The sequence below is a fragment of the Paraburkholderia nodosa genome (assembly GCF_001718195.1).
Lineage (GTDB): Bacteria > Pseudomonadota > Gammaproteobacteria > Burkholderiales > Burkholderiaceae > Paraburkholderia > Paraburkholderia nodosa_A.
Genome location: NZ_MCNV01000008.1, coordinates 271,653 through 296,963, shown reverse-complemented (window position 1 = coordinate 296,963; position 25,311 = coordinate 271,653). Strand labels below are relative to the sequence as shown.

27 protein-coding genes and 1 pseudogene are annotated in these 25,311 nt (G+C 64.2%); 15 read left to right on the top strand and 13 right to left on the bottom strand.

Translation table 11 applies throughout. From position 1 onward, the window contains the following. The first annotated feature begins 5 nt into the window (after nt 1-5). Entirely contained in the window at nt 6-1,154 is a 1,149-nt protein-coding gene (locus BFD71_RS17035; protein WP_256094756.1) for a Gfo/Idh/MocA family protein, read from the top strand. 204 nt (nt 1,155-1,358) lie between these two features. On the opposite strand, the pseudogene BFD71_RS17030 reads toward BFD71_RS17035, so the two are convergent. The 3 genes and pseudogenes from BFD71_RS17030 to BFD71_RS17020 all read right to left on the bottom strand — a co-directional run. Next, a pseudogene (locus BFD71_RS17030) lies at nt 1,359-1,855 on the bottom strand (transposase); the annotation flags it as partial. 137 nt (nt 1,856-1,992) lie between these two features. Further along, a complete protein-coding gene (locus BFD71_RS17025) occupies nt 1,993-2,316 on the bottom strand; it encodes a type II toxin-antitoxin system RelE/ParE family toxin (RefSeq protein ID WP_069265475.1) in 324 nt (107 codons plus the stop codon). Beyond that, on the bottom strand, nt 2,313-2,582 hold the full coding sequence (locus tag BFD71_RS17020) for a CopG family ribbon-helix-helix protein (protein ID WP_069265474.1): 270 nt from the start codon (nt 2,580-2,582) through the stop codon (nt 2,313-2,315). Before BFD71_RS17020 ends, BFD71_RS17025 begins: the two co-directional genes overlap by 4 nt. Before the next feature lie 397 nt (nt 2,583-2,979). Between BFD71_RS17020 and BFD71_RS17015 the strand changes: the two genes are divergently transcribed. Further along, nucleotides 2,980-3,504: a hypothetical protein gene (locus BFD71_RS17015; protein WP_069265473.1), complete on the top strand. Its 525-nt coding sequence runs from the start codon at nt 2,980-2,982 to the stop codon at nt 3,502-3,504. A 9-nt stretch (nt 3,505-3,513) separates the two neighbouring features. Beyond that, nucleotides 3,514-3,711, top strand: coding sequence for a type II toxin-antitoxin system death-on-curing family toxin (locus tag BFD71_RS17010; RefSeq protein WP_368727403.1), 198 nt, complete (start codon nt 3,514-3,516; stop codon nt 3,709-3,711). A 245-nt stretch (nt 3,712-3,956) separates the two neighbouring features. Here BFD71_RS17010 and BFD71_RS17005 read toward each other — a convergent pair whose 3' ends face one another. Continuing rightward, the gene (locus tag BFD71_RS17005) at nt 3,957-4,271 is read right to left on the bottom strand and encodes a helix-turn-helix domain-containing protein (protein WP_069265472.1); all 315 of its coding nucleotides are present in this window, start codon (nt 4,269-4,271) and stop codon (nt 3,957-3,959) included. A gap of 502 nt (nt 4,272-4,773) precedes the next feature. Between BFD71_RS17005 and BFD71_RS16995 the strand changes: the two genes are divergently transcribed. Further along, nucleotides 4,774-5,274, top strand: a complete 501-nt coding sequence (locus BFD71_RS16995) for a DUF6933 domain-containing protein (RefSeq protein WP_069265517.1) — start codon at nt 4,774-4,776, stop codon at nt 5,272-5,274. Nucleotides 5,275-5,581: 307 nt separating this feature from the next. Here BFD71_RS16995 and BFD71_RS16990 read toward each other — a convergent pair whose 3' ends face one another. The 4 genes from BFD71_RS16990 to BFD71_RS16975 form a co-directional block, all read right to left on the bottom strand. Next, complete coding sequence (locus BFD71_RS16990) at nt 5,582-6,121, bottom strand: GNAT family N-acetyltransferase (RefSeq protein ID WP_256094755.1); 540 nt, start codon at nt 6,119-6,121, stop codon at nt 5,582-5,584. Beyond that, on the bottom strand, nt 6,109-6,384 hold the full coding sequence (locus tag BFD71_RS16985; RefSeq protein ID WP_069265470.1) for a type II toxin-antitoxin system TacA family antitoxin: 276 nt from the start codon (nt 6,382-6,384) through the stop codon (nt 6,109-6,111). Before BFD71_RS16985 ends, BFD71_RS16990 begins: the two co-directional genes overlap by 13 nt. A gap of 305 nt (nt 6,385-6,689) precedes the next feature. Next, nucleotides 6,690-7,856, bottom strand: a complete 1,167-nt coding sequence (locus tag BFD71_RS16980) for an ABC transporter substrate-binding protein (protein ID WP_069265469.1) — start codon at nt 7,854-7,856, stop codon at nt 6,690-6,692. Nucleotides 7,857-7,948: 92 nt separating this feature from the next. Further along, complete coding sequence (locus tag BFD71_RS16975; protein WP_028210583.1) at nt 7,949-8,890, bottom strand: CysB family HTH-type transcriptional regulator; 942 nt, start codon at nt 8,888-8,890, stop codon at nt 7,949-7,951. A 248-nt stretch (nt 8,891-9,138) separates the two neighbouring features. Here BFD71_RS16975 and BFD71_RS16970 point away from each other — a divergent pair, with 248 nt between their 5' ends. The 6 genes from BFD71_RS16970 (at nt 9,139) to cobA (ending at nt 15,402) form a co-directional block, all read left to right on the top strand. Then, nucleotides 9,139-10,818 carry a nitrite/sulfite reductase gene (locus BFD71_RS16970; protein WP_069265468.1) on the top strand — a complete coding sequence of 560 codons (1,680 nt, stop codon included), beginning with the start codon at nt 9,139-9,141 and terminating at the stop codon, nt 10,816-10,818. Nucleotides 10,819-10,861: 43 nt separating this feature from the next. Further along, a complete protein-coding gene (locus BFD71_RS16965) occupies nt 10,862-11,407 on the top strand; it encodes a DUF934 domain-containing protein (RefSeq protein WP_069265467.1) in 546 nt (181 codons plus the stop codon). Beyond that, complete coding sequence (locus BFD71_RS16960) at nt 11,404-12,171, top strand: phosphoadenylyl-sulfate reductase (RefSeq protein WP_069265466.1); 768 nt, start codon at nt 11,404-11,406, stop codon at nt 12,169-12,171. Before BFD71_RS16965 ends, BFD71_RS16960 begins: the two co-directional genes overlap by 4 nt. Before the next feature lie 99 nt (nt 12,172-12,270). Further along, the gene (cysD, locus tag BFD71_RS16955) at nt 12,271-13,233 is read left to right on the top strand and encodes a sulfate adenylyltransferase subunit CysD (RefSeq protein ID WP_069265465.1); all 963 of its coding nucleotides are present in this window, start codon (nt 12,271-12,273) and stop codon (nt 13,231-13,233) included. Nucleotides 13,234-13,258: 25 nt separating this feature from the next. Further along, nucleotides 13,259-14,575, top strand: coding sequence for a sulfate adenylyltransferase subunit 1 (locus tag BFD71_RS16950; protein WP_069265464.1), 1,317 nt, complete (start codon nt 13,259-13,261; stop codon nt 14,573-14,575). Between the two features lie 53 nt (nt 14,576-14,628). Further along, on the top strand, nt 14,629-15,402 hold the full coding sequence (cobA, locus tag BFD71_RS16945; protein WP_069265463.1) for a uroporphyrinogen-III C-methyltransferase: 774 nt from the start codon (nt 14,629-14,631) through the stop codon (nt 15,400-15,402). A gap of 76 nt (nt 15,403-15,478) precedes the next feature. On the opposite strand, the gene BFD71_RS16940 is transcribed toward cobA, so the two are convergent. From BFD71_RS16940 to lptF, 3 genes are read right to left on the bottom strand one after another with little or no spacing between them, the layout of a single operon-like run. Beyond that, nucleotides 15,479-15,856 carry a sirohydrochlorin chelatase gene (locus BFD71_RS16940; protein WP_069265462.1) on the bottom strand — a complete coding sequence of 126 codons (378 nt, stop codon included), beginning with the start codon at nt 15,854-15,856 and terminating at the stop codon, nt 15,479-15,481. Between the two features lie 54 nt (nt 15,857-15,910). Then, complete coding sequence (lptG, locus tag BFD71_RS16935; protein WP_069265461.1) at nt 15,911-17,059, bottom strand: LPS export ABC transporter permease LptG; 1,149 nt, start codon at nt 17,057-17,059, stop codon at nt 15,911-15,913. 15 nt (nt 17,060-17,074) lie between these two features. Continuing rightward, nucleotides 17,075-18,175: an LPS export ABC transporter permease LptF gene (gene lptF, locus BFD71_RS16930; protein ID WP_069265460.1), complete on the bottom strand. Its 1,101-nt coding sequence runs from the start codon at nt 18,173-18,175 to the stop codon at nt 17,075-17,077. A gap of 134 nt (nt 18,176-18,309) precedes the next feature. On the opposite strand from lptF, the gene BFD71_RS16925 reads away from it, so the two are divergent. The 3 genes from BFD71_RS16925 to BFD71_RS16915 are packed head-to-tail and all read left to right on the top strand — an operon-like array spanning nt 18,310 to nt 20,751. Continuing rightward, complete coding sequence (locus tag BFD71_RS16925) at nt 18,310-19,821, top strand: leucyl aminopeptidase (RefSeq protein ID WP_069265459.1); 1,512 nt, start codon at nt 18,310-18,312, stop codon at nt 19,819-19,821. A gap of 52 nt (nt 19,822-19,873) precedes the next feature. Continuing rightward, nucleotides 19,874-20,290: a DNA polymerase III subunit chi gene (locus tag BFD71_RS16920; RefSeq protein WP_069265516.1), complete on the top strand. Its 417-nt coding sequence runs from the start codon at nt 19,874-19,876 to the stop codon at nt 20,288-20,290. Nucleotides 20,291-20,349: 59 nt separating this feature from the next. Continuing rightward, complete coding sequence (locus BFD71_RS16915; protein ID WP_069265458.1) at nt 20,350-20,751, top strand: DUF2486 family protein; 402 nt, start codon at nt 20,350-20,352, stop codon at nt 20,749-20,751. A 60-nt stretch (nt 20,752-20,811) separates the two neighbouring features. Here the strand turns inward: BFD71_RS16915 and BFD71_RS16910 are convergent, their stop codons facing one another. After that, complete coding sequence (locus BFD71_RS16910; RefSeq protein ID WP_069265457.1) at nt 20,812-21,171, bottom strand: c-type cytochrome; 360 nt, start codon at nt 21,169-21,171, stop codon at nt 20,812-20,814. A gap of 122 nt (nt 21,172-21,293) precedes the next feature. Next, nucleotides 21,294-22,967: a dihydroxy-acid dehydratase gene (gene ilvD, locus BFD71_RS16905; protein WP_069265456.1), complete on the bottom strand. Its 1,674-nt coding sequence runs from the start codon at nt 22,965-22,967 to the stop codon at nt 21,294-21,296. Between the two features lie 171 nt (nt 22,968-23,138). Here ilvD and BFD71_RS16900 point away from each other — a divergent pair, with 171 nt between their 5' ends. Beyond that, the gene (locus BFD71_RS16900) at nt 23,139-24,098 is read left to right on the top strand and encodes a LysR family transcriptional regulator (RefSeq protein ID WP_069265455.1); all 960 of its coding nucleotides are present in this window, start codon (nt 23,139-23,141) and stop codon (nt 24,096-24,098) included. Between the two features lie 236 nt (nt 24,099-24,334). Beyond that, nucleotides 24,335-25,258 (top strand): prolipoprotein diacylglyceryl transferase, encoded by a 924-nt coding sequence (lgt, locus tag BFD71_RS16895; protein WP_069265515.1) that lies wholly within the window; start codon nt 24,335-24,337, stop codon nt 25,256-25,258. Nucleotides 25,259-25,311: the final 53 nt, after the last annotated feature.

Sequence of the window (25,311 nt, the reverse complement as noted above, 5' to 3'; positions counted from 1 at the left end):
ACGCAATGACTCGAAGACTCAGGCTCGGGATGGTCGGCGGCGGCGAGGGGGCGTTCATTGGCGCCGTGCATCGCATCGCGGCGCGTCTCGACGATGGTTTCGAACTCGTCGCGGGCGCACTGTCGTCCGATGCGGCGCGCGCGCAGTCGAGCGCCGAGGCGCTCGGCCTCGCGCGCAGCTACGCCGACTGGCGCGAGATGGCGAGCGTGGAAGGCGCGCGCGAGGACGGCATCGATGCGGTGGCCATCGTCACGCCGAACCATCTGCACGCGCCGGTGGCGCATGCGTTCATGGAGGCGGGCATCCACGTGATCTGCGACAAGCCGCTCGCGGTCTCGCTCGCCGAGGGCGAAGCGCTCGCCAGGCACGCGCGCGACGCGAATCTCGTATTCGCGCTCACGCATACGTATTCGGGCTATCCGCTCGTGCGGCATGCGCGCGAGATGGTCGCGGCGGGTGAGATTGGCGAGGTGCGCATCGTGCAGGTCGAGTATGCGCAGGACTGGCTCGCCAATCCGGTCGAGCGCAGTGGCGCGAACCGCCAGGCGATGTGGCGCACGGATCCCGCGCTCGCGGGCCCGGCGGGGTGTCTGGGCGACATCGGCACGCATGCCTATCAGCTGGCGGCCTTCGTGAGTGCGCTCGTGCCGGAAGCGCTTGCGGCCGAAGTGCACACCTTCGTGCCGGGCCGCCGCGTGGACGATCACGTGCAGGCCATGCTGCGCTACGCCAACGGCGCGCGCGGCATGCTGTGGGCGAGCCAGGTGGCGAGCGGCGCGGAGAACGCGTTGCGGCTGCGCGTATATGGCACGAAGGCAAGCCTCGCGTTCGATCAGGAGGAGCCCAACCTGCTGTGGTTCACGCCGCAGGGCGGCGAGGCGCAGCGGCTCACGCGCGGCCGCGTGACGGGGGCCGCCGCACGGCACGCGACGCGCGTGCCGCCGGGGCATCCGGAAGGCTATCTCGAAGCGTTCGCGCAGCTCTATCGCGACGCAGCCGCGCAGATCCTCGCGCGCGAGGCCGGTGAGCCCGCGCCGAGCGCAAGCCGGCTATTGACGACGGTCGACGACGGCGTGGAGGGACTGCGCTTTATCGACGCCGTGCTGGCAAGCAGCGCGGCGGGTGGCGTCTGGCGCAGCATCTCCCGAGCGTGAATGGCGCGTCGCGTGGTCATGGAAATCTGGATGAATGGACTGCCGACTCCAGCGGCGGACGTCGTTTTACTCCTGCGGAAAGCGGATCCGGGAAAATTGCTTGCCCGCCAGGATCGAACTTCTCCTTTAAATTTGATAGTCGACGGGAAGCAGTAACTGGAGTTCTTAGTCGGACCTTATAATTCGTTTTGCGCGGCGCGGCCATCATGCCGTGAAGACGACAGTGGGCGAGCGGTTGCGCAAAGCGATCAGAATGAGGGCGTAAAAAAGCCGCAGCTTTCTGAGGATCATGCGCAGGTTGTGGCCGGCGCCGCACAGCACCGCGTGCATCGCATCGCCGAGTGCGCCTTTGAGCCAGTTCCGATCGAGTTTGCCGTCGGCCTTCATGTGACCGATGGCCGGCTCGATCGCGCTTCGCCGTCGGATCATCGCGCGCAGGTTCCGCGTAATTCCGCGTCGCAATCCCGGGTGATAGATCTTCACGCCATCTACGGCGACACCCTTGTAGCCTCGATCAACAACGGCCACTTCCGGCTTCACGTCGCTTAGGATTGCCGCCTGCTCCAGTGCCTCGGCCAGCGTATGGCCGTCATACGGATTGCCCGGCATCGAGCGCGCTCCGATCACGAGCCTTCCTTGTGGGTCGTCGTGATCGACACCTTGACGCCGAATTCGTACGGCGTGCGCGCTTTGCCCTTGGCCTAGGAACCCGGGCTCCGTTCAGGGTTAGAGACTCCGATCCGGATGGCGACGTCGTCTTCGATTTTCCAAGCCTGTGAACCTTCGTGGTTCAAGGTCGCGAAGGTGCGAATGTAATAACCCATTTACAGTTGCTCCTTCAACGGTCCTGTCGAGTGTCCCATACGCGAAGGATAGCAATGGTCGCGGGCTCTTCTGCATACGGCGGCAAAACCTCGTAGTGCAGTTCGTATCGGCCCGCGAGACAGACCCAGCGATGTACCTCGCGAGCCGGTGGTCCGTCGTATCCGTCGAGCTCTTCGCCCAGCCGGTGGAAGTGGTCCTGTCCGAGTCGTTCCGCCTCATCGAGCAACGCATTGACGACCTTGCGAGCAGTGGCGGCATCATTGAACTTTTTGACGTGCCTGGCAATGACTTCAAGGTCTGACATCGCCTTGCCGGTGGGGATGACCTTGACGCTCACGCTTTCGGCACCGGCAGTTCGTTATCCGTGCCGAGGCTGTTTGCCCACGCACGAGCCTGCTCCATTGACACGAAGCGCCCGGCGGTAACGTCGTCTAGGCCCTCCTGAATCAGACGACGCTTTTCGGCCTCGCGCGCGAGGTACTGGACCAACGCTTTCTTGATGATCCACTGCCGCGGCCGCTCGATCTGCTCTGACAGAGCGTCCACTTCTTCTGCCAGTTCGACCGGCACTTGGGCAGTCAGCGTTCGAGTCTCAGCAACCATCACACACCTCGATTATTGATCAGCAACAGACTCTATTATAAAACAATAATACGGTCGGAATCGCTGTCCCTCGGCGCGCTGGATGCGTCGAAACGGAGAAAACAGGACGTCCGGCCCCGTCCGAAACGCTGGAAATTCGGGGGCTTTCACGTGCCTAACCAAAGTTATTTGGCCGTTGAGAGGGCGATATGGTCCTTATTAAATGACGATACGGTCGAAAAACCGTCAATTCGCCGGTTCTCGGCTCGCCGCGCGCGCCGCAACGCATGCCAGAGCGAATCCGCAGGAAATTTGCCGGATTTTCGCCTCACTTTTCTTTCTCTGATCTGCCCGAAGTGTCCGATGCCGCCGGCAGGCGTTGCTGCGCGCTCTATTTTTCGCGTTTTCAGGAGCTTCCATGGCTGCTATCACAATTCCAACCACAGTTGAGGGCGCACCGACGACCTTCACGCCTGCGTTCCCGTTCGTCGCGCAGACCAACGACTTCGACGATGTCTTTGCGTGCGCCGCGATGCTCTCGGGCAAGACGATCGAAGAAGTGAGGGAGATCGCTGTCGCCAAGACAAAGCATCCTGCACGGGGGCCGTACTACCTCGGCGAGACGCAGATCGCCGCGCTACTCGCCCAGCTTGGACTCGTTGCAACCGTCTACAAGGAGGTCAGCCGCGTGGCTGACATTCCCGACGTCGCCTTGCTGCTGGTCGACTACAACGCCGAGATGGAAGTCGGTCGGCACATCTTGGTTCACCGCGCAAAGGCGTCGCACGCCTCCGGCACCACGATCGAGTATGCACGCGACCCGGCGCCGTGGTGCAAACCGGCCGACCGCGTTCGCACCAACTTCAAGAGCATCGCCGGTCATTGGGCCATTGGCATTCACGCCACTGCGTCCCGAACGGGATGGCCATCTTTCTGTCCCTGAACACCGACTGTGGTGGCGCGGAATCATGGCTTTGCGGACGGCAACAAGAGAACCGCTTGGGTGGTTGCCCGGCTTTTCCTTGCAGATAACGGCTATCGGTTGAAGTTTGATCCGGCCGACGCCGTTAGGACCATGGAAATGGTTGCTGCTGGCGTGCTCGACGAAGCTGCGCTGGCGGAGTGGTTCCGACAGCGGATCGCCGAGTAAGTCGACGCTAGGACGCACGGTTAATTTCGAAATTCCCGCTGGTTTGACATGCTATGGGCGTCCTATAGGTGCCGACGACAGAATCCGTTCGGTGTACCGCGCGATCATGTTGAGTCTGGCGGGAACGCCAAGTCCCACATAGACGGGATCAAGAAAAGCAGCTCGTATACCGTCAGAAATATCGTCGCGTTACGGTGCTTGGGGCGGGACGACGACAGTCGATGGTGGACGTTGCCCGCAATCGTTCAGAGCGCTTCCAGCATCTGAAGCGTTTCCGGGTGCTTGGCGACCAGTCGGATCAGCGTGGCCGCCTGTGCGTTGGGCTTGGCCTTGCCTTGTTCCCAATTCTGATACGTGCGCACATTGATGCGCAGGCTTCGGGCCATGACGGCTTGCGACGCGTGAGAGGCTTCGCGCACGGCCTTGATTTCTGCCGGCGAAACTTCGAGCGTATCGGGCACATCGGCCTTGATCTTGCGCAGCGTGATTTTCCCTTCGCGCTCGCCAGCAAGAGCGTCGAGATCCTCGGTCAATTCAGCAAACAGATTTCGCTTCTTCATTGCTTGCTCCGTATCGTGACCTCTCTTTTCAGTCGCTTCGCGAAGGCTTTGCGCGCGTCACGGGAGAGGTCTGCCATTTCGTCCTTGTCGTACAGTGTGAACAACCAGAATTGATAACCGCTGACCCAGTAGTAACAGATCACTGGCAGGCCACCGCGTTTGCCTTTCTGGCCGCGTTTGTCGGCGAACCTCTACTTCCGCAGACTACCGGCTCCCTTGATCTTGTCGCCAGCCTCGGGATTAGCCAGTAGCTCTTTCTGCAGGACGGCGTACTCGTCATCCGCCAGGTAGCTCTCGCGCTCACGGGAAAACGGCGGCAGTTCAATGAAGGTCGCTTGCATCAATAAATTATACGCTACCTGCGTATAATTGCAGGGGCATGCTTCGGTGAGCCGTGCCGAACCATGCTTGGGCCTACCGCTCATCGCACCGGAGTCGGTTGGAGGTACGCGATGTTAGCTCGGCGTACATCTTCTCCTGGTACGAGGTTGCTCCCCTTTCTATGCTCTATCTCTACTGCACTCACAAGCTGCTCAAACGGCTGAAATCCGACATGGTCGAGGCTGGAAGCAGCACGACGAAGCTCGGCAATTGGTACGCAACTGTTTTGCCATGGCGGCCTCAGGTCGCGCTGCTGGTGAATGAGCAAACGCTATTGCCGGTGCTGATGCCTTTGGCTCCGGCGGCCACCCTGACGGCCAGGTTCCCTGCGGCTCTGGCGCAAATTTTGGCCCCGCACGGAGTGCCGCGTTCGTTTATCGACTCGGAAGTGAGCGAAATGCAGGTCGTCAAATACACGAAGACACAAAATCGCAGCGTTGTCGGCATCATGACGGAGTTCGCGCGTCTCGCCGAAGCCTACCGCGCCGACGACAAACCGACCGAACTCATCGAGTTGTCGCTAAAACTGGCGTGCACGCCATGTAGCCCGCTTTACAAGGGACCGGTGTCTCCGGAGCGGGCGTTGAAAGCGTTGACGAACGATGGGGGAGCGGCTTCCTGATTGCGAATTGCCGCGGCGTAGTCCGGATCGAGTAGGCCGGAGGGCCGATACTCGACGCGCCGGATGCAAAGCAGCTACGGGTTGCAGAGTCGCCCGATGGACGACTTGCCGACGAGCGAAAGACAGCCACGCAGCGTCGCTTACCGCAGCGCTCAGCTACGCTGTTTCGGCGGTGCCGACGACAGAATCCTTTCGGTGTGCCGAGCGACTGCGTTGAGTTTGGTTCGGAAGGTTTGTCCGGCAAGGCTTGCGCCTGGGCAGTCGTGTTACGCGGGCTGTAGCGAGACGTTAGTAGTTAATGGCGAGGTTATCTCGACTTCTGTTTGCCTGATACTGCGGGCATGAGCAATTGCCGAGCATCTTTGAGCAACAGAAGCAATTGCTTTTCTTGCGCCGGCGAAGCTTCAAATCCGAAACGCAGATAGAAGCGCTCTGCATCCGCATCGATCGGGTGTGTCAGCAGCGCGCGAACCCCGGCTTGTTCGGAGATGGCAACGGTACGCCGGATTGCGTCTTGGAGCATGCCGATCCCGATTCCACGCCCATGGTCCTGCATCGTTACCGCAAGCCGAGCCAGGATTACAACGGGAACGGGATAGGCTCCCATCCCTTTGCGTACCCGGTCAGGCGCCTCCAGGGTGTCAATTTGCCCTACAGCCAGGCTGTAGAACCCTGCGAGACGTTGACCGTCGGCGACGACGAAGGTCTTGGCCGAACCGCTCGCCTGAGCCTGGCGTGCGTGGCGCAGGAGCCAGTCATTCAGGCCCGGCTTGCCACAATCGAAGTCTTCCAATACATGGCTTGCGGCTAGTGCTTGCGGCGGAGACAGCGGCATCAGTTTTCCCAAGGCGCCGTTCGAGAGAACAACTCCTTCAAGCCCGCGTTGTCCTGTGCCGGCCGATCAAGCATGTCGAGCAGCGCTTGCGATTGGCTTTCAGTTACGAGGAATAAACGCTGGTCGAGCAGGGTTCGTTCGGCAACCTGGCAGGCACTGTCGAGAATGAAATCGGTCATTGATTTGTGCGCGATCTCGGCTGCGCGGCGCAGTACTGCCTCCTGCTGCGGCGTGGCTCGCAAACCTAGGCGGGCGGAACGGGTAGTCGTGCTCATGAGAATTTCTCCTTCAGATGTACGTCATGTTAGCACAACAGGCGTACAACCGCATTTTTTTGCACAGGATCGCCCGCGTAAACCGCTCGTTGATTGAATCGCCGGACAGGGCTTGCCTGGCGTTGCCGACCAGTTTCGACAGACAGCGCGCTGCGCATACAAGGCGAATCCTGAGAGATGATGGCTTGACGGTTCTTCGCCATCAGCGCGTTTGCCTGCTGCCTTGAACGGTTCGAATGAGCGGCGACGGGCGGCCGCGCATTCGCGTCGCGGTTTGCCGTCTCTCGCGGCCATAGCGCTTCGGCTTATTGCCCCAGATACACGAACTTGCCCCCGCGGACCGTGCCCATCACGCTCGCGCGCTGGTCGAGGCCCACGTGGTCCGTCGGGCTCGTGTTCACCATGCCGTTGGGCACGACAACTTCGTGCGCGTGCTCCAGCTCGCCGCGCAACGCCACACGGAACGCTTCGGTGCCCGGCTGAGCGGTCTTGAGGGCGCGCGCGACCGCGTCTTGCAGGCGCGGGTACACGCCTGCCGCGTCGCCTGCGAATTGCGTGACCGTGCCCGGGCCGTACTTTGCCTCGTAGGCGTCGACGAAGGCGAGCGCTGCCTTTTGCGCCGGCTGGTCGGCCGGCAGTGTGCGCGCCACCACGACGGGCTGGGTCGGGAACAGGGTGCCTTCCACGTCTTTGCCGCCCAGCTTGATGAATTCAGGCGTGGCGATGCCATGCGTCTGGTAGATCGGCCCCTTGTAGCCGCGCTCGATCAGCGTGCGTTGCGGCAGCACGGTCGGCGTGCCTGCGCCCGCGATCAGCATGACGTCCGGCCTGGCCGCCATCAGCTTGAGAATCTGGCCGGTCACGCTGGCGTCGGTACGGTTGTAGCGCTCGGTCGCCACGATCTGGATGTTGCGTTCCTTCGCGTACTTCGTGAATTCGTTGAGCCAGCTGTCGCCGTAGCTGTCCGCGAAGCCGATGAAGCCCACGCTTTTCACGCCATGCGCCGCCATGTAGCGCGTCATGACGTCGGCCATGGCGGCATCGGTCTGCGCCATCTTGAAGGCCCACACGCGCGCGCCCTGCTGCGGCTCGACCACCGAGCCCGAGCCGACCAGCGTGATCATCGGCGTCTTGCTTTCCGCCACCGGGTCGAGCGCCGCGAGCGCCGCCGGCGTGATATTCGGCCCGACGATCACGTCCACGTGATCTTCGTTGATGAGCTTGTGGATGTTGCGTACGGCCGCGCCCGGGTCCGAGCCGTCGTCGAGCACGATGTAGTCGGCCTTCTGGCCCGCGATCGTGTCGGGCCACATCAGCATGGCGTTCTTGCTCGTGATGCCGATGGCGGCAGCGGGTCCCGTGCTCGAGAGGTCGATGCCGACCTTGATGTCGGCGTGGGCAGCCGGAGCGAAAGTGGCGGCGGCAAGGGCGCAAGCCGCGGCGAGCGGGCGCAAAAGCGGGTACAGCTTCATCCGTTGAGTCTCCAGGCGAGAAGTGATGTTGTTGTAATGCGGATTTTCTCTGATTTTTCTTCCTGCGCGGCTGAGGTCGCGGCCGCCCGACGCTACAGCTCGTAAGTCTCGTGCTCGCCCTTGAGCGCCTGCTCGATGAGCTTGCGGTTCAGGCTCGGCGACAGCAGTTCGACGAGCGTATACACATAGCTGCGCAGGTAAGCGCCCTGCTTGAGCGCGACGCGCGTGACGTTGCTGCCGAACAGGTGTCCAACGGGCACCGCGCGCAGATGTCGGTCGCGTTCGGCGTTGAAGGCGATGTCGGCCATGATCCCGACGCCGAGGCCCAGTTCCACGTAGGTCTTGATCACGTCGGCGTCGATGGCTTCCAGCACGATGTCGGGCGAGAGCGCACGCAGGCGGAACGCGTCGTTGATCTTGGTACGCCCGGCGAACGCATTGTCGTAGGTGATCAGCGGATATTGGGCCAGATCGTCGAGCGAAAGCGGCTTGCGCTCGAGCAGCGGGTGGTCGGGCAGCATCACCGCCACGTGATGCCACGTGAAGCAGGGCAGCGACACCAGTTCCTTGTAGCCGGAGATGGCCTCGGTCGCGATGCACAGATCCGCCTGGTCATGGAGCACCATTTCCGCGACCTGGGTCGGGCTGCCTTGCAGGATCGACAGGTGCACCTTCGGAAAGCGCCGCTTGAATTCGGCGATGGCGGCAGGCAGCGAGTAGCGCGCCTGCGTGTGCGTGGCGGCGATGGTGAGGTTGCCCTGGTCCTGCGCCGCATAGTCCTTGCCCACGCGCTTGAGGCTCTCCACTTCCTGCAGAATGCGCTCCACCGAGGCGAGGATGATCCGGCCCGGCTCCGTGAGCGAGCGCACGCGCTTGCCGTGGCGCGTAAAGATTTCGACCCCAAGCTCGTCCTCCAGCTCGATGATCGCCTTCGAGACGCCCGGCTGGCTTGTATACAGTGCCTTGGCCGCTTCCGTGAGGTTGAAGTTCTGGCGTACGGCCTCGCGGACGAAGCGGAACTGGTGCAGGTTCATAGATAATCCTTATAACCTGTTTGCATATCGACCTGATTTTTGAGTCGTTTGAAATATAAGGCGAGTTTATTACCATTCCTCCAACTTTTCCAATATGGATATCTGTTTTGGTCATTAGCAAATGACCGGCGCGATTGAAGGCGCGGCCGCCTCGCCAGAGGCAGGACAGAGCGGAAAGAGCGAAGTCGAGAAGTCGGAGCGCGGCGTAACCGGAGCGCCGCGATTGAACCAAACCCTGGGGTCCCCGAATGTACCAATACGATCAGTACGACCAGACCATCGTCGACGAACGCGTCGCGCAATACAGCGACCAGGTCCGCCGCCGTCTGTCGGGCGAATTGAGCGAAGAAGAGTTCCGTCCGCTGCGCCTGCAAAACGGCCTGTACTATCAGCGCCACGCCTACATGCACCGCATCGCGATTCCGTACGGCAATCTGCGCAGCGACCAGCTCCGCATGCTCGGCACGATCGCGCGCGAGCACGACCGCGGCTACGGCCACTTCTCGACGCGTTCGAACATCCAGTACAACTGGATCAAGCTTGAAGAAACGCCGGAAATCCTGCGCAAGCTGGCGTCGGTGCAGATGCACGGCATCCAGACGTCGGGCAACTGCATTCGCAACATCACCGCCGACCAGTTCGCGGGCGTCGCCCCCGACGAGATCGTCGATCCGCGCCCGTGGGCCGAAATCCTGCGCCAGTGGTCGACGTTCCACCCCGAATTCGCGTGGCTGCCGCGCAAGTTCAAGATCGCCGTATCGGGCTCGAAGGAAGACCGCGCCGCCGTGCAGATCCACGATCTGGGCGTCTACCTCGACCGTAACGAGCAGGGCGAAATCGTCGCGAGCATCCTGGCGGGCGGCGGTCTTGGCCGCACGCCGATCGTCGGCAGCATCATCAAACGCGACCTGCCGTGGCAGCACCTGCTGACCTACTGCGAAGCCGTGCTGCGCGTGTACAACCGCTATGGCCGCCGCGACAACATGTACAAGGCGCGCATCAAGATCCTCGTGAAGGCGCTCTCGCCGGCGAAGTTCGCCGAGCAGGTCGAAGAAGAGTGGCAGCACCTGAAGGACGGCCCTTCGACCCTCACGCAGGAAGAACTCGATCGCGTCTCCCAGTATTTCGTGCCGCCGGCGTATGAAAAGATCGCCGACACGGATACGTCGTACGAGAAGCATCTGCTGGAAAATCGCGCCTTCTCGCGCTGGGTCGAGCGCAACGTGCGCCCGCACCGCGTGCCGGGCTACGCGTCGGTCACGCTCTCGCTCAAGCCGCGCAACATCGCGCCGGGCGATGCCACCGACGTGCAGATGGAAGCCGTGGCCGGTTGGGCCGATGAATACTCGTTCGGCCAGATCCGCGTCTCGCACGAGCAGAACCTGATCCTCGCCGACGTCAAGAAGCGCGATCTGTTCGCGCTGTGGGAAAAGGCCAGGGCGCAAGGTTTCGCGACCGCGAACATTGGCCTCTTGACCGACATCATCGCGTGCCCGGGCGGCGACTTCTGCTCGCTCGCCAATGCGAAGTCGATTCCCATCGCGCTGGCGATCCAGGAGCGCTTCGACAACCTCGACTTCGTCCACGACCTCGGCGACCTGTCGCTGAACATCTCGGGCTGCATCAACGCATGCGGTCACCACCACGTCGGCAACATCGGCGTGCTGGGCGTCGACAAGGATGGTTCGGAGTGGTATCAGGTCACGCTCGGCGGCGAGCAGGGCAAGGGCGCCAACGGCGCGCGCCTTGGCCGCGTGATCGGCCCGTCGTTCTCGGCAGAAGAGATGCCCGACGTGGTGCAGAAGGTGATCGACACGTTCGTCGAGCATCGCATCGACGACGAGCGTTTCATCGATACGTACGACCGCATCGGCATCGCGCCGTTCAAGGAGCGCGTGTACGCATCGCGCCAGCCGGCCCACGCTTAATGGACGCAACTGAAGCACGCAACGAGACTACGAGATTCGAGCAATGGCATTGATCATCAAAAAACGCGAGATCGTTGAAGACAACTGGCAAGTCGTGCGTGCGGCCGAAGACGGCGCATTGCCCGAGGTTGCCGCGCTGCCCGCGGGCAAGGTGCTGGTGCCGCTCGCTTACTGGCAAGCACAGCGCGATGCACTGGTCGCTTCGCGCGGCAAGGACGAACTCGGCGTGTGGCTCGCGCCGGACAGCGAACCGGCCGATATCGCCGCCGACTTCGACAAGCTCGCGCTGATCGGCGTGGACTTCCCCGTGTTCCGCGATGGCCGCGGGTTCTCGATCGGCCGTCTGCTGCGCGAGCGCTATGGCTACCAGGGCGAGCTGCGCGCGATTGGCGACGTGCTGCGCGACCAGCTGCGCTTTCACGAGCGCTGCGGCTTCGATGCGTTCGCCGTGCGCGCCGACAAGGATATCCACGACGCGCTCAAGGCGTTCACCGAGTTCACGGTGCAATACCAGGGCGCCTTCGACGAACCGTCGCCGCTGTTCCGCCGCCGTCTGGCCCAACAAGCGCGACAAGGTTCGGCAGCATGAGCACCGTCGCGAACGAAATCACGGCTGAGCTGCAGGCGAAGATCGGGCGCCTCGACGCGCTGCTCGATTCGATTGCGGCGCGTCACGCCGACGTGAAGCTGGCCAGCAGCCTCGCAGCCGAAGACATGCTGCTCACGCACGCGATTCTTTCGCGCGGCGTAAAAATCGGCGTCTTCTCGCTGAACACGGGCCGCCTGCACGCCGAAACGCTCGGCATGATCGACGTGGTGCGCGAGCGCTACGGCTACGAGATCGAGCAGTTTCATCCGCAACAGGATGCCGTCGACGAATACGTCGCCCAGCACGGCCTGAATGCGTTCTACGAGAGCGTCGATCTGCGCAAGCGCTGCTGCGAAATCCGCAAGGTCGAACCGCTGAACCGTGCGCTGTCGGGCGTCTCCGCCTGGGTCACCGGCCAGCGCCGTGAGCAGTCGGTCACGCGTGCGGAGCTGCACGAGGAAGAGCGCGACGAAGCGCGCAACATCGACAAGTTCAATCCGCTTGCGGACTGGACCGAAGCCGATGTCTGGGCCTACCTGCGCGCCAATGACGTGCCCGTGAACCCGCTGCACGCCCGCGGCTATCCGAGCATCGGCTGCGAGCCCTGCACCCGTGCGATCCGTCCCGGCGAAGACAGCCGCGCGGGCCGCTGGTGGTGGGAATCGCGCGACACGAAGGAATGTGGCTTGCACATCACGTCCGTGTCGGCCATTCCGGTCGTTGAAGTGTCGTCCGAAGTGTCGTCCATCGGCCAGGCGAACTAAGATTGAATTTTGTCGCGCTGTCGAAACGACGGCGCGAACGTCGAATACCGAGTACCGCGCGCCCAGCAAAAGGGGTGCGAACAAAGGAAGGATCCGAACATGAGCACCACGCTCGACTCAGCAGTGAACGCACCGCTCCAGGTCACGGCGAACCGCATGGACCATCTCGACTGGCTCGAAGCCGAGTCGATCCACATCCTGCGGGAACTCGTCGCCGAATGCAGCAAGCCTGCGCTGCTGTTCTCGGGCGGCAAGGACTCGGTCGTCGTGCTGGCGCTCGCATTGAAGGCGTTCGGCCTCGGCGCGAACCGCAAGACCGCGCTGCCGTTTCCGCTCGTACACATCGACACGGGCCACAACTACGAAGAAGTGATCGACTTCCGCGATCGCCGCGCAGCCGAAATCGGCGCGGAACTCGTGGTCGGTCACGTCGAAGATTCGATCAAGAAGGGCACCGTGCGCCTGCGCCGCGAAACCGATTCGCGCAACGCCGCGCAAGCGGTCACGCTGCTGGAAACCATCGAGCAATACGGCTACACGGCGATGATCGGCGGTGCGCGCCGCGACGAAGAGAAGGCCCGCGCGAAGGAGCGTATCTTCTCGTTCCGCGACGAATTCGGCCAGTGGGACCCGAAGGCGCAGCGCCCGGAACTCTGGAGCCTGTACAACGCGCGTCTGCACAAGGGCGAGCACCTGCGCGTGTTCCCCATCTCGAACTGGACCGAACTCGACGTGTGGCAATACATCGAGCGCGAGAAGCTCGAACTGCCGTCGATCTACTATGCGCACCAGCGCGAGATCGTGCGCCGCAACGGCCTGCTCGTGCCGGTCACGCCGCTCACGCCGATGAAGGAAGGCGAGGTCAGCGAAATGGCGCAAGTGCGTTTTCGCACCGTGGGCGACATCAGCTGCACGTGCCCGGTGGCGAGCGATGCCGACAACGTCGAGAAGATCATCGCCGAAACGGCCGTGACCGAGATCACGGAACGCGGTGCGACGCGCATGGACGACCAGGCGTCGGAAGCCGCGATGGAACAGCGCAAGAAGCAAGGTTATTTCTAAAGAGCACGCAGAGGAAAGAATAGACATGGTTACGACGCATCAACCTGAAGACCTCGGCGTGCTGCGCTTCATCACGGCGGGCAGCGTGGACGACGGCAAGAGCACGCTGATCGGCCGCCTGTTGTACGACAGCAAGGCTGTTCTGAGCGATCAGCTCTCGGCGCTGTCGCGTGCGAAGAACAAGCGCACGGTGGGCGACGAGATCGACCTGTCGCTGCTCACCGACGGCCTCGAGGCCGAGCGCGAGCAGGGCATCACGATCGACGTGGCATACCGCTACTTCGCGACGGCCAAGCGCAAGTTCATCATCGCCGACACGCCAGGCCACGAGCAGTACACGCGCAACATGGTCACGGGCGCTTCGACGGCGCACGCCGCGATCATCCTGATCGACCCGACGCGCGTGACGGCCGAGAACGGCGTGACGCAACTGCTGCCGCAAACCAAGCGCCACAGCGCCATCGTCAAGCTGCTGGGCCTGCAGCACGTGATCGTCGCGATCAACAAGATGGATCTCGTCGACTACAGCGAAGCGACGTTCAATCTGATCCGCGAAGCCTATGTCGGGCTGGCGCGCCAGCTCGGCCTCACCGACGTGCGTTTCGTGCCGGTGTCGGCGCTCAAGGGCGACAACATCGTCGCCGCCAGCGAGCGTATGCCGTGGTACGCGGGCGAGCCGCTCCTCGACGTGCTCGAACAACTGCCGCTCGCGCAGGCCACGGGCGAAGCGCTGCGCTTCCCGGTGCAGTGGGTCGCGCGCCAGGACGGTTCCAGCGCCGACGACTTCCGCGGCTACATGGGCCGTGTCGAAGCGGGCGAAGTGAAGCTCGGCGACGCCATCTCGGTGCTGCCGGCGGGCCGCAGCGCAACGGTGGCCGAAATCATCGCGCCGGTGCCGGGCGGCACGGCGCAGGTGGATCGCGCATTCGCGGGTCAGACCGTCACGATCCGTCTCACGGAAGACGTGGACGTTTCGCGCGGCGACACCTTCGTGCCGGCGGCCGATGCCGCGCAACCCGCGAAGAAGCTCGAAGCGGACCTGTGCTGGTTCGACGACGAGCCGCTCTCGCCGCAGCGCAAGTACCTGCTCAAGCAGACCACGAGCACGGTGTTCGCGAAGATCGGCGCGGTCAAGCAGGTGCTCGACGTGCATACGCTGTCGCACGCGACCGACCGCCACGAACTCGCGATGAACGATATCGGCCGCGTGGCGCTCTCGCTGCAGAAGCCGCTCGTCTGCGACCTGTATGATGCGAATCCTGGCACCGGCGCATTCGTGCTGATCGACGAAGCGACGCATCACACGGTGGCCGCGGGCATGATCCGCGCGTTCTCGGCGTAAGGCGCTGCGCGAGATTGCGGCCGCGCGCGGCCGCAATAATGGATTGGAAGCATATGGGCAAGGTATATCTGATCGGCGCGGGACCGGGCGCAGCGGACCTCATCACGGTGCGCGGCGCACGCCTGCTCGCGAGCGCCGACGTCGTGCTGCACGACGCGCTCGTCGAGCCGGCCATGCTCGAGTACGCGCCGCCGACCGCGAAGTTCATCGCGGTCGGCAAGCGCTGCGGGCAGCGCTCCACGGCGCAGCACTTCATCAACAAGCAACTCGTCGATGCGGCGCGCGAGCACGCCGTGGTCGTGCGCCTGAAGGGCGGCGATCCGATGCTGTTCGGCCGTGCCGACGAGGAAATGCGCGCGCTCGAAGCGGCCGGCATCGCGTTCGAAGTCGTGCCGGGCATTACGGCGGCGCTGGCGAGCGCGGCGACGCTGCAACGCTCGCTCACCCTGCGCGGTGTGGCGCGCAGCGTGGCGCTTGCCACGTATTCGCGCGCGGCGGGCAGCGAGGAGATTCGCGAGCAGGTCACCGCCGATTCGCTCGTGTTCTACATGGGCCGCGACAGCGCGCCCGAGATCGCGCGCCAGCTGATCGAGGCGGGCCGCGCGGGCGCCACGCCGGTGGCGATCGTCGAAGCCTGCAGCACGGCGCGTGAGCGCACGCTGACGCTGACGCTGGCGAGCCTCGCAGCGGGCGAGGCGCAGGACTGGCTCGACCCGGCGCAGCCGAGCCTGCTGATGATCGGCGATGCGTTCGCCGAACGCTCGGGGCAGGCGCAACGCGAGGACGAAGCGCAGGACGACCATCGAGGCCGTCGCGCAGCGGCCTGAGCGCCACGCGAAAGAGGGCAGCAAAGCAAAACGGGCTCGCTGAAAAGCGAGCCCGTTTTTTTATGCGTGAGCGGTTCTAGTCGCGGTCGTTTTCGATGCAGTACCGCACGATCGCATCGAGCACCGCATCGTCCTCGCCGACGGCGCCGGCACAACGCAGGCGCACATCCGGATGCTCGCTCTGACATTGCGCGATCAGCGCGGGCAGATCGCGGCGCACGTGGCCGCCCTGACCAAAGAACACGGGCACGACCGTGATCGTGTCACAGCCTGCCGCGACCTGGCCGGCGATCGCATCCGGCAGGCTCGGCGTCATGAGTTCGAGAAAGGCGAGGCCGACCGGACCCGCATCGCCGCGCGTGGCGCAAAGCTTCGCGGCGAGCCGCTGGAACGGCTCCTGCCAGCGCGCGTCGCGCGCGCCGTGGCCGAAGAGAATCATGCCGTGCGTGCCCATGCTTGCGAGCCTGTGCGAATTAGTGGCCGAACTATCGGCTGAACGCTACCGGCATCAATGCCGGTCGACCCATTTGAGCCCGATCAGCCCGACCGCGAGATAGATGAGCCCCGGTGTCGCCGCCGTGAGCGGCGCGGGCCAGGTGTTCAGTGTACCCACGTGTGAGAACAGCGTGTTGACGAGCTGGAAGCTCATGCCGAGCATGATCCCGCCGAACACCTTCATGCCCACCACGCCGGCGCGCGTATGCAGATACGCGAACGGCAGCGAGAGTACGAGCATCACGAACACGGCGAACGGGTAGAGCAGCTTGCGCCAGAACGCGATCTGGTAGCGCTGCGCGTCCTGATGGTTCTCGGTCAGATGCTGGATGTAGCGGAACAGGTTGAACATCGACATGCGGTCGGGCGAAACGAGCAGCACCGAGAGAATGTTCGGCGTGAGCTCCGAGCGCAGCGAGTATTCGGGCGCCGAAGTCTGCTCGGCGCGATAGACCGGATTGAGCGCGTCGACCGGCTGGTTCTGCGGCGGCGGCACGCCGATCAGTTGCGTATCGGTCACGTCCTTGAGCAGCCAGTGGCCCGGCGGCTGGAACGTGCCGCTCTTCGCGAGGCGCACGTTCGAGAGCCGGAACTGCGAGTCGAATTCGTAGATGCGCACGTTCGTGATGGTCGCATCGGGCAGCAGTTCGCCGACGTTCACGAAACGCGTGACCTGTTCGCCGTCGGCGCGTGCGGAGAGCGTGTCCTTCACCCACACACCCGACTGGAAGTTGCTCGACACGGCCGAGCCCAACGCCTCGAGACGCACGCGCTCGGAGAGCTGGTCGGTGTAAGGGCCGACCACTTCGCCGATCAGGTAGGTGAGCAGCACGAGCGGCACGCCGATCTTGAGCAGCGAGCGCAGCGCCTGGTTGGTGGCGAGACCCGACACACGAAAGATCGTGTATTCGGAGTTCGCGGCCATTTGCGCGAACACGTAGATCGCGGCAATGAGCGCCGCGACCGGGATGATCTCGTAGAGCCGCGAGGGCGCCTGGAGCGCCACGCGCAGCACCGCGTACTGGAATTTGTAGTTGCCGTGGCCGACCGAGTTCAGCTCGTTGATGAGGTCGAAGAAGAAGAACAGGCCGGAGAAGGCGAACAGGATGAAGATGAACGTCAGGTAGACCTGGCGAGCGAAGTATTTTTCGTAGATGCGCATCGGTCAGTTTCCCTCTCAGTTGCCAGGAGAGGCGCGCCGGAACATCGCACGTGTAAAGAGCGGCCGGTTGCGCACGCGTATCCAGAAGATGAACACGACGAGCGCGAGCACCACGGCGTGCAGCAGGACGAGACCGACGCCGAAGGGCATCTTGCCTTGCTCGATCTGCGACTGCACGACGTTGAGCAGGTTCGAATAGGTGAGGTAGATCAGCACCGCCATCACGAGATTGATCGTGCGGCTGCGGCGCGGGTTCTGGTAGGCGAGCGGAATGCCGAGCAGCATCAGGTTGATCGCGATGAGCGGCAGGCCGGCGCGCCAGGCGAGTTCGCCCAGGTTGTCGTTGGTCGGGTGGCGCAAAAGGCCCGGCGTGGACGTGGTGCTCGCCGAAGGCGTGTTCACGAGCGGCTGGCTCGTGATCTTCACGCCGTAACGCTGGAATTCGCTGATGCGAAAGTCCGGGTGGCCGGGCTCGCCGTCGTAGCGGCGGCCGTTTTCGAGCACGACGAAACGGTCGCCGCCCTTCATGGTCTCGGTGTGGCCCGTCTTCGAGACGATGACGCTCACCTTGCCGTTTTCCGTGCTCGTGACGAACACGTTCTCCACGCGGCCCTGGTCGGGGCTCATGCTCTCGATGAAGAACACGCGGTGCGTGGTGGGCGATTCGCGGAACTGGCCGGGCGCGAGCAGCGACACTTCATCGCGCTGCTGGAAGCGCGCGCGAATCAGCTTGCTTTGCGCATTCGACCACGGCCAGCCGATGAACGCGAAGAACACGATGAGCAGGATGATCGGCGCGGCAAAGGTGGCGACCGGTTTGATCAGGCGCGTGAGGCTCACCCCGGAGGAGAGCCACACGACCATTTCGGAATCCTTGTACCAGCGCGTGAGGACGAACAGGATCGACACGAACAGCGTGACGATGAGCATGACGGCCATGTAGCCGATCACGGTGAGTCCGATCAGCACCAGCACGTCGCGCGGGTCGATCTGACCGGACGCGGCGAAGCCGACGATGCGGATCATCATCGTCGTCAGCATGATCGTGAGCAGAACCATGAACACGGCGCCGGCCGTGTACGCGAGTTCGCGCTGCAGGGAACGTTCGAAGATCATTCTTGATGGGCAGGGCAGGCGGACCTTGCCGGGAGGCGCGCAGCTCGCGCAACCGCCCAGGAGCCGCCGCGGGAAAAATAGCGGATAATTGCGGCTTTCATCCTAAGCCCTGATTTTATCCGAGGACAAGCGCGATGGACTTTAGCATAAAAGCCTGTGACTGGAGCAAAGGCGGGGACGGCCCCTTCCTGACCGGCAAGTCGGATTGTGTCGTGGTCGGCGTGTTCGAGGCGCAAACCCTCTCGGGCGCGGCGTTCGCCATCGACAGCGCCATTGGCGGCGCAATCGCGCGCGTCGTCAAGGCCGGCGACATCGACGGCAAGGCCGGCTCCACGCTGTTCCTGCCGGAAGTGAGCGGCATCGGCGCCTCGCGCGTGCTGCTCGTGGGTCTCGGCAAGCAGGACGCGTTCGGCCAGAAGGCTTATGGCGACGCGGTCAAGGCCGCCTGGCGCGCGATCCTCGGCACGAAGATCGCACAGGTCACCTTCACGCTCGCGCAATTGCCGGTGAAGGAGCGCACGGGCGACTGGGGCGTGCGCACCGCCATTCTCGCGCTGCGCAACGAGACCTATCGCTTCACGCAGATGAAGAGCAAGCCCGACGTGTCGCAGCGGGCCCTCAAGCGCGTGGTCTTCAGCATCGACGCCGCCGAAGAGAAGGCCGCGAAGCTTGCGGCGAAGCAGTCCGTCGCGCTCGCCAACGGCATGGACCTCACCCGCGACCTCGGCAATCTGCCGGGCAACGTCTGCACGCCGACCTATCTCGCCGCCACGGCCAAGAAGCTCGCGCGCGACTGGAAGCTCAAGGTCGAGGTGCTCGGCCAGCGCCAGATTGAGACGCTCAAGATGGGTTCGTTTCTTTCGGTAACAAAGGGCTCGGTCGAGCCGCCGCAGTTCATCGTGCTGCACTATCAGGGCGCCAGCGCCAAGGCCGCGCCCATCGTGCTGGTCGGCAAAGGCATCACGTTCGACACGGGCGGCATTTCGCTCAAGCCCGGCGAGGGCATGGACGAGATGAAGTACGACATGTGCGGCGCGGGCTCGGTGCTCGGCACGATCCGCGCGGTCGCCGAAATGGGGCTCAAGCTCAACGTGATCGGCATCATCCCGACCTGCGAGAACATGCCCGCCGGCAACGCCACGAAGCCGGGCGACATCGTCACGACGATGGCGGGCCTCACGGTCGAAGTGCTCAACACCGACGCCGAAGGCCGCCTGATCCTGTGCGATGCGCTCACCTATGCCGAGCGCTTCAAGCCGGCCGCCGTGGTCGACATCGCCACGCTCACGGGCGCCTGCATCATCGCGCTCGGCCATCACAACAGCGGCCTCTTCTCGAAGGACGACGCGCTCGCGGGCGAGCTGCTCGACGCCTCGCGCGAAGCGAACGATCCGGCCTGGCGCCTGCCGCTCGACGACGAGTATCAGGACCAGCTCAAGTCGAACTTCGCCGACCTCGCCAACATCGGCGGGCGTCCGGCGGGCAGCGTGACGGCGGCGTGCTTCCTGTCGCGTTTCACCGAAAACTACCCGTGGGCGCACCTCGACATCGCCGGCACGGCGTGGAAGAGCGGCGCGGCCAAGGGGGCAACGGGCCGTCCGGTGCCGCTGCTCGCCCAGTTCCTGATCGATCGTGCCGGGCAATGAGGGCAGGAATGGAGATTGCTGCCCACCTGACGGTGTGTAGAGTGGTGTGGGCATGACGCGCATCGATTTCCACACGAACGTCGGCGACTCGCTGCTGTATGCGTGCCGCCTCGTGCGCAAGGCGTATCAGGCGGGCCAGCAGGCGGTCGTGCTGGCCGACCCCGCGCGCCTGCGCGCGTTCGACGAAATGTTGTGGACCTTTTCGCCGCTCGATTTCGTGCCGCACTGCATGGCCGAGAGCCCTCAAGCGGGCGAATCGCCCATCGTGCTGGCAACGGATCTCGAGCGTGCACCGCATCATCGTGTGCTGCTCAATCTCGGCGCCGAGGTCCCGCCGCAGTTCGCACGCTTCGAGCGCCTGCTCGAAGTGGTTGGCGATGCGCCCGACGAACTCGCGTCGGGCCGTGAGCGCTATCGTTTCTACCGCGACCGTGGTTACGCGCTCAACAACTACAAGCAGGGCGGCTGAGGCCGGACGCGCGAGGCGTACCGGCGCAAGGCCGACTGCCCCGATCGATGGAGGTAAACATGTCCGGCATGCACGACTCGGAAGATAGTGCGATTCCGCTCTTGAACGAGGTGATGGTGAGCGGCAATCCGCTGCGCGCGCACAACGTCGAAGAGGCGAAGAGCGCGACGGCCGCTGCCGTCCAGGCCGCCGTGGCCGAGCGCGAGGAGGGCCTGTTCGCGCACGACGCCGACGCGCTCGTCGAGCGGCTGCGCGGCCGTTGCCTGACCTGGCTCACCGGCGAAGGCCGTGCCGTGATCGAGGCGCGCTGCAGCGCCGCGATGCAGGAACATACGAACTGGCTCGTGGGTCAGGTGTCGCGTGAAATCGGTCTTGCGCTCGAAACGGAACTCACGAACTGGGTGAAGGCCGCCGTGCGCGAAGAACTGGCGGCGCGCGCGGGGCGACCGCCTTCGGCCTGATTCAGTTGGGCGCGCGGCGGCGAGCGGCCACTTCGTGGCCCCGCCGTCACATCGTCCGCTTCACTTGAGCGTGAGGATCCAGCTCGCGAGTTGCGCCGCCTGTGCGGGGTTCAACTGCGTGTTGGCCGGCATGGGCACGGTGCCCCACACGCCGCTGCCGCCTTCCAGAATCTTGTGGGTGAGATAGGTCTGCGCGTCGGGCTTGCCCGCGTACTTCGCGGCGACATCGCGCAGGGCGGGACCCATGAAATTGCGGGTCACCGAGTGGCAGCTCATGCAGTTCTGCTGCTGGGCGAGCGCGAGGCCGGTGGGGCCATGCTGCGCGCGGGCCGGGGCCGACCCGAGTACGCCGGCAAGGCCGATGGCGAGCGCGGCGGCGAGCGTCGCTATCTTGTTCTTCGCTTGCGACTTCCGTTTCATACTGGTCTCCGCCCGCGTGTGCGCCGGCTGTGTCGTCGCATTATAAAAGCAAAGGGCGCACGTCCTGGACGTGCGCCCTTTGCTTGACTGCAGGTCGAGATTCGAATGACGCCAGGCTCCGCCTAGCCCGTCACCGCGCCCTGGTTCGCGGGGCGCGCGAGCGCCGCGTACTTCGCCATCACGCCGCGCGTGTAACGCGGCGCGGGCTGCTTCCAGGCCGCGCGCCGGCGCGCGAGTTCGGCGTCGTCCACGTTCAGTTGCAGCAGCAGCGCGTGAGCGTCGATGGTAATCGAGTCGCCTTCCTGCACGAGCGCGATCGTGCCGCCTTCGAACGCTTCCGGCGCGACGTGACCCACTACCATGCCCCAGGTGCCGCCCGAGAAGCGCCCATCGGTGATGAGCCCAACCGACTCCCCAAGCCCCTTGCCGATGATCGCCGAAGTCGGCGCGAGCATTTCCGGCATGCCGGGGCCGCCCTTCGGGCCGAGGTAGCGCAGCACGACGACGTCGCCGGCCTTGATCTTGTCTGCGAGGATGGCTTCCATCGCGCTCTGCTCGTCGTCGAACACGCGCGCGGGGCCCGTAATCACCGGATTCTTCAGACCGGTGATCTTGGCGACCGCGCCGTGCGTCGCGAGGTTGCCCTTGAGGATCGCCAGATGGCCTTCCTTGTACAACGCCTGGCTGATAGGGAAGATCACCTTCTGGTCCGCGCGCGGCGCGGACGGCACGTCCTTGAGTTCTTCCGCGATGGTTTTGCCCGTGATGGTGATGCAGTCGCCATGCAGGAGGCCCGCATCGAGCAGGATCCTGAGCACCTGCGGAATGCCGCCGGCCTCGTGCAGGTCGGTGGCGACGTATTGCCCCGAAGGCTTCAGGTCGCAGATCACCGGCACCTTCTTGCGCATGCGCTCGAAGTCGTCGATGGTCCATTCGATTTCCGCGGCATGCGCGATGGCGAGATAGTGCAACACGGCGTTGGTCGAACCGCCCGTCGCCATGATCAGCGCCACGGCGTTCTCGATCGACTTCTTCGTGATGATGTCGCGCGGCTTGAGGTCCTGCTTGACGGCCTCGACCAGCACGCGCGCCGATTGCGCCGCCGAGTCGACTTTCTCCTCGTCGGGGTTGGCCATCGTCGACGAATACATGAGCGACATGCCGAGCGCCTCGAACGACGAGCTCATCGTGTTCGCGGTGTACATGCCGCCGCACGAACCCGTGGACGGGCAGGCGTTTTTCTCGACGCCTTCGAAATCTTCTTCGGTCATGCGCCCCGCGGTGAATTCGCCCACGGCCTCGAACGCCGAGACGATGGTGAGCGCCTTTCCCTTCCAGTTGCCCGGGCGGATCGTGCCGCCATACACGTAAATGCCGGGCACGTTGATGCGCGCGAGCGCGATCATGCCGCCGGGCATGTTCTTGTCGCAGCCGCCGATCACGACTACGCCGTCCATCCACTGGCCTTGCACGCAGGTCTCGATGCAGTCCGCGATGACTTCGCGCGAGACGAGCGAGTATTTCATGCCCTCGGTGCCCATCGACATGCCGTCCGAGATCGTGGGCGTGCCAAAGGTCTGCGGGTTCGCGTCGGCGCGCTTGATGGCGTCGACGGCCGCGTCGGTCAGGCGCTGCAGGCCGGCGTTGCACGGCGTGATGGTCGAATGACCATTGGCGACGCCGATCATCGGCTTGTCGAAGTCGGCTTTCTCGTAGCCGAGCGCGTAATACATCGAACGGTTGGGCGAACGGGCGACGCCTTGCGTGATGTGCTTCGAACGACGGTTATAGGGCATGGGGACCTCCGGTGGAATTTGTCTCGGATGCCGGGAGTGGGTTCTGTTTTGGGGGCGCGCCGGCACGTCTATCGAAGCATGCGATTTCGCGAGAACGCTGTCCAATATATTATTCGTGGTCTATTGAGTCGAAAAACATATCAACATGACAACAGCGCGAGACCGCCGCCGATGAATCCGACGATCCCCGATCTGCGCCAGCTTCGCTATTTTGTCGCCGTGGCCGAGGAGCAGCATTTCGGCCGCGCTGCGGCGCGCCTGTCGATGACGCAGCCGCCGCTCTCGCAGGCCATTCGCGCGCTCGAGGAGACGCTGGGGGTGGAGCTGTTCGCGCGCACGCGTCGTTCGGTCGAATTGACGGCCGTGGGCGCCGATCTGCTGCCGGAGGTCAGGCGCCTGCTGGCGAGCGCGGAAGCGTTGCGGCCGCTCGCCCAGAGCCTCGCGCGTGGCGAGGCGGGCGTGCTCGCGCTGGCCTTCGTTTCGACCGCCGACTACGGCTTGCTGCCGCTTCTGCTGCGCGAGTTCGGCGCGCGCTATCCGCGCGTGCGCCTGCAGCTCGCCGAAGCCACGAGCGACGTGCAGGTGGAAGAACTGGTGGCGGGGCGCATCGACGCCGGCCTCGTGATCGCGCCCGTGCCGCCGCGCCACGCGGCTCAGCTTGCTTACCAGCCTGTCACGCGCGAACCGCTCGTGGTCGCCATGCCCTCGGCACTGTCGGTGCGCCTTGGCGGCCCTTCAGCCGACGACTGGCACGACGAGCCCGTGAGCTTGCGCGATCTCGCCGATGTGCCGCTCGTCGTCTTCCCGCGCCATCTGGCCCCCGGCTTCTACGACACCATCATGGACTGCTACGGCGCGGCCGGCCTCGTGCCCCTCATCGGCCAGGAAGCGATCCAGATGCAGACAATCGTGAGCCTCGTCTCGGCGGGCATGGGCGTGGCGCTCGTGCCGCGGTCGCTGCGCCATCTGCGGCGCACGGGCGTCGTGTACCGGCCGCTCGCCGGGGCGGTGCCGGCCATCGAAACGGGCCTCGTCTGGCGCTCGGCCGAGGTGAGCCCGGTGCTCGCGGCGTTCATCGAGATCGTGCGCGCGCACGCGGCGACGGCGGGTGGCCCGGCGCGCGAGGGCTAGTCTGAAGCTGGGTGTGCCGCGCGCGTCATCTGTCACCGTGACACTCGCCGCGCATCGCCAAACGTGCATTTTGGTTTGCGCCCCCTCGCGTCGGCGATAATGTCACGCCGTGACGCGCGGGCGGCGAACCTCGCCGCCTTGCAAACGTCCAACGCGCTTTGCCCGCTTGTGTGAGCGGCGCGCGACTGCTTACAAACCCGATTTCATTCGATATCGCCGACAAGACTTCATCCACGATGCTCATCCACCCGAACTTCGACCCCGTCGCCATTCATCTGGGGCCGCTCGCCGTGCGCTGGTACGGCCTCATGTATCTCGTCGGCTTCATTCTGGCGATCGTGATCGGCCGTCTTCGTCTGCGTCTGCCGTACGTGGCGGCGCAAGGCTGGTCCGCGAAAGACATCGACGACATGCTGTTCTACGGCGTGCTCGGCACGATCCTGGGCGGGCGCCTGGGCTACGTGCTGTTCTACAAGGCGAGCTGGTATTTCGCGCATCCGCTCGACATCTTCAAGGTGTGGGAAGGCGGCATGTCGTTTCACGGCGGCTTCCTCGGCGTGACGTTCGCGATGATCCTGTTCGCGTGGCAACGCGGGCGCACCTGGCTGCAGGTCACGGACTTCGTCGCGCCGATGGTGCCCACGGGGCTCGCCTTTGGCCGTCTCGGCAACTTCATCAACGGCGAGCTGTGGGGCCGAGTGACCTCGCCCGATTCGCCGTGGGCCATGCTGTTTCCCGGCGCCGCAAACGACGACGCCGCGTGGCTCGCCGCGCATCCGCAACTGGCCGCGCAGTGGCACCTGAACGAAGTGTTCGCGCAGTACCATCTGCTGCCGCGCCATCCTTCGGAACTGTATGAAATCGCGCTGGAAGGCATTGCGCTCTTCATCGTGCTGATTCTGTTCGCGCGCAAGCCGCGCCCCGTCGGCGCGATCTCGGCGATGTTCCTGATCGGCTATGGTCTCGCGCGCTTCACGGTCGAGTTCGCACGCGAACCCGATGACTTCCTCGGCCTGCTTGCGCTCGGCCTCTCGATGGGCCAGTGGCTCTCGCTGCCGATGATCATCGTGGGTATTGGCCTGATGGCGTGGGCGTATCGCCGCGCCAAACGTGGCAAGGACGGCAACGACCGCGCGCAGGTAGCGGGCGCGAAGAGCTGACACGCGCGCGAACGCACCTCGCGTTTTAGCCCATGAAAAAGGCCACGGTTTTC

What these genes read in the sequence shown, in the direction of transcription:
- BFD71_RS17035 (WP_256094756.1), top strand. Translation starts at nt 6, where the DNA reads ATGACTCGAAGACTCAGGCTCGGGATGGTCGGCGGCGGCGAGGGGGCG.
- BFD71_RS17020 (WP_069265474.1), bottom strand. Translation starts at nt 2,582, where the DNA reads ATGGTTGCTGAGACTCGAACGCTGACTGCCCAAGTGCCGGTCGAACTG.
- BFD71_RS17015 (WP_069265473.1), top strand. Translation starts at nt 2,980, where the DNA reads ATGGCTGCTATCACAATTCCAACCACAGTTGAGGGCGCACCGACGACC.
- BFD71_RS17005 (WP_069265472.1), bottom strand. Translation starts at nt 4,271, where the DNA reads ATGAAGAAGCGAAATCTGTTTGCTGAATTGACCGAGGATCTCGACGCT.
- BFD71_RS16995 (WP_069265517.1), top strand. Translation starts at nt 4,774, where the DNA reads ATGCTCTATCTCTACTGCACTCACAAGCTGCTCAAACGGCTGAAATCC.
- BFD71_RS16985 (WP_069265470.1), bottom strand. Translation starts at nt 6,384, where the DNA reads ATGAGCACGACTACCCGTTCCGCCCGCCTAGGTTTGCGAGCCACGCCG.
- BFD71_RS16980 (WP_069265469.1), bottom strand. Translation starts at nt 7,856, where the DNA reads ATGAAGCTGTACCCGCTTTTGCGCCCGCTCGCCGCGGCTTGCGCCCTT.
- BFD71_RS16975 (WP_028210583.1), bottom strand. Translation starts at nt 8,890, where the DNA reads ATGAACCTGCACCAGTTCCGCTTCGTCCGCGAGGCCGTACGCCAGAAC.
- BFD71_RS16970 (WP_069265468.1), top strand. Translation starts at nt 9,139, where the DNA reads ATGTACCAATACGATCAGTACGACCAGACCATCGTCGACGAACGCGTC.
- BFD71_RS16965 (WP_069265467.1), top strand. Translation starts at nt 10,862, where the DNA reads ATGGCATTGATCATCAAAAAACGCGAGATCGTTGAAGACAACTGGCAA.
- BFD71_RS16960 (WP_069265466.1), top strand. Translation starts at nt 11,404, where the DNA reads ATGAGCACCGTCGCGAACGAAATCACGGCTGAGCTGCAGGCGAAGATC.
- cysD (WP_069265465.1), top strand. Translation starts at nt 12,271, where the DNA reads ATGAGCACCACGCTCGACTCAGCAGTGAACGCACCGCTCCAGGTCACG.
- BFD71_RS16950 (WP_069265464.1), top strand. Translation starts at nt 13,259, where the DNA reads ATGGTTACGACGCATCAACCTGAAGACCTCGGCGTGCTGCGCTTCATC.
- cobA (WP_069265463.1), top strand. Translation starts at nt 14,629, where the DNA reads ATGGGCAAGGTATATCTGATCGGCGCGGGACCGGGCGCAGCGGACCTC.
- BFD71_RS16940 (WP_069265462.1), bottom strand. Translation starts at nt 15,856, where the DNA reads ATGGGCACGCACGGCATGATTCTCTTCGGCCACGGCGCGCGCGACGCG.
- lptG (WP_069265461.1), bottom strand. Translation starts at nt 17,059, where the DNA reads ATGCGCATCTACGAAAAATACTTCGCTCGCCAGGTCTACCTGACGTTC.
- lptF (WP_069265460.1), bottom strand. Translation starts at nt 18,175, where the DNA reads ATGATCTTCGAACGTTCCCTGCAGCGCGAACTCGCGTACACGGCCGGC.
- BFD71_RS16925 (WP_069265459.1), top strand. Translation starts at nt 18,310, where the DNA reads ATGGACTTTAGCATAAAAGCCTGTGACTGGAGCAAAGGCGGGGACGGC.
- BFD71_RS16920 (WP_069265516.1), top strand. Translation starts at nt 19,874, where the DNA reads ATGACGCGCATCGATTTCCACACGAACGTCGGCGACTCGCTGCTGTAT.
- BFD71_RS16915 (WP_069265458.1), top strand. Translation starts at nt 20,350, where the DNA reads ATGTCCGGCATGCACGACTCGGAAGATAGTGCGATTCCGCTCTTGAAC.
- BFD71_RS16910 (WP_069265457.1), bottom strand. Translation starts at nt 21,171, where the DNA reads ATGAAACGGAAGTCGCAAGCGAAGAACAAGATAGCGACGCTCGCCGCC.
- ilvD (WP_069265456.1), bottom strand. Translation starts at nt 22,967, where the DNA reads ATGCCCTATAACCGTCGTTCGAAGCACATCACGCAAGGCGTCGCCCGT.
- BFD71_RS16900 (WP_069265455.1), top strand. Translation starts at nt 23,139, where the DNA reads ATGAATCCGACGATCCCCGATCTGCGCCAGCTTCGCTATTTTGTCGCC.
- lgt (WP_069265515.1), top strand. Translation starts at nt 24,335, where the DNA reads ATGCTCATCCACCCGAACTTCGACCCCGTCGCCATTCATCTGGGGCCG.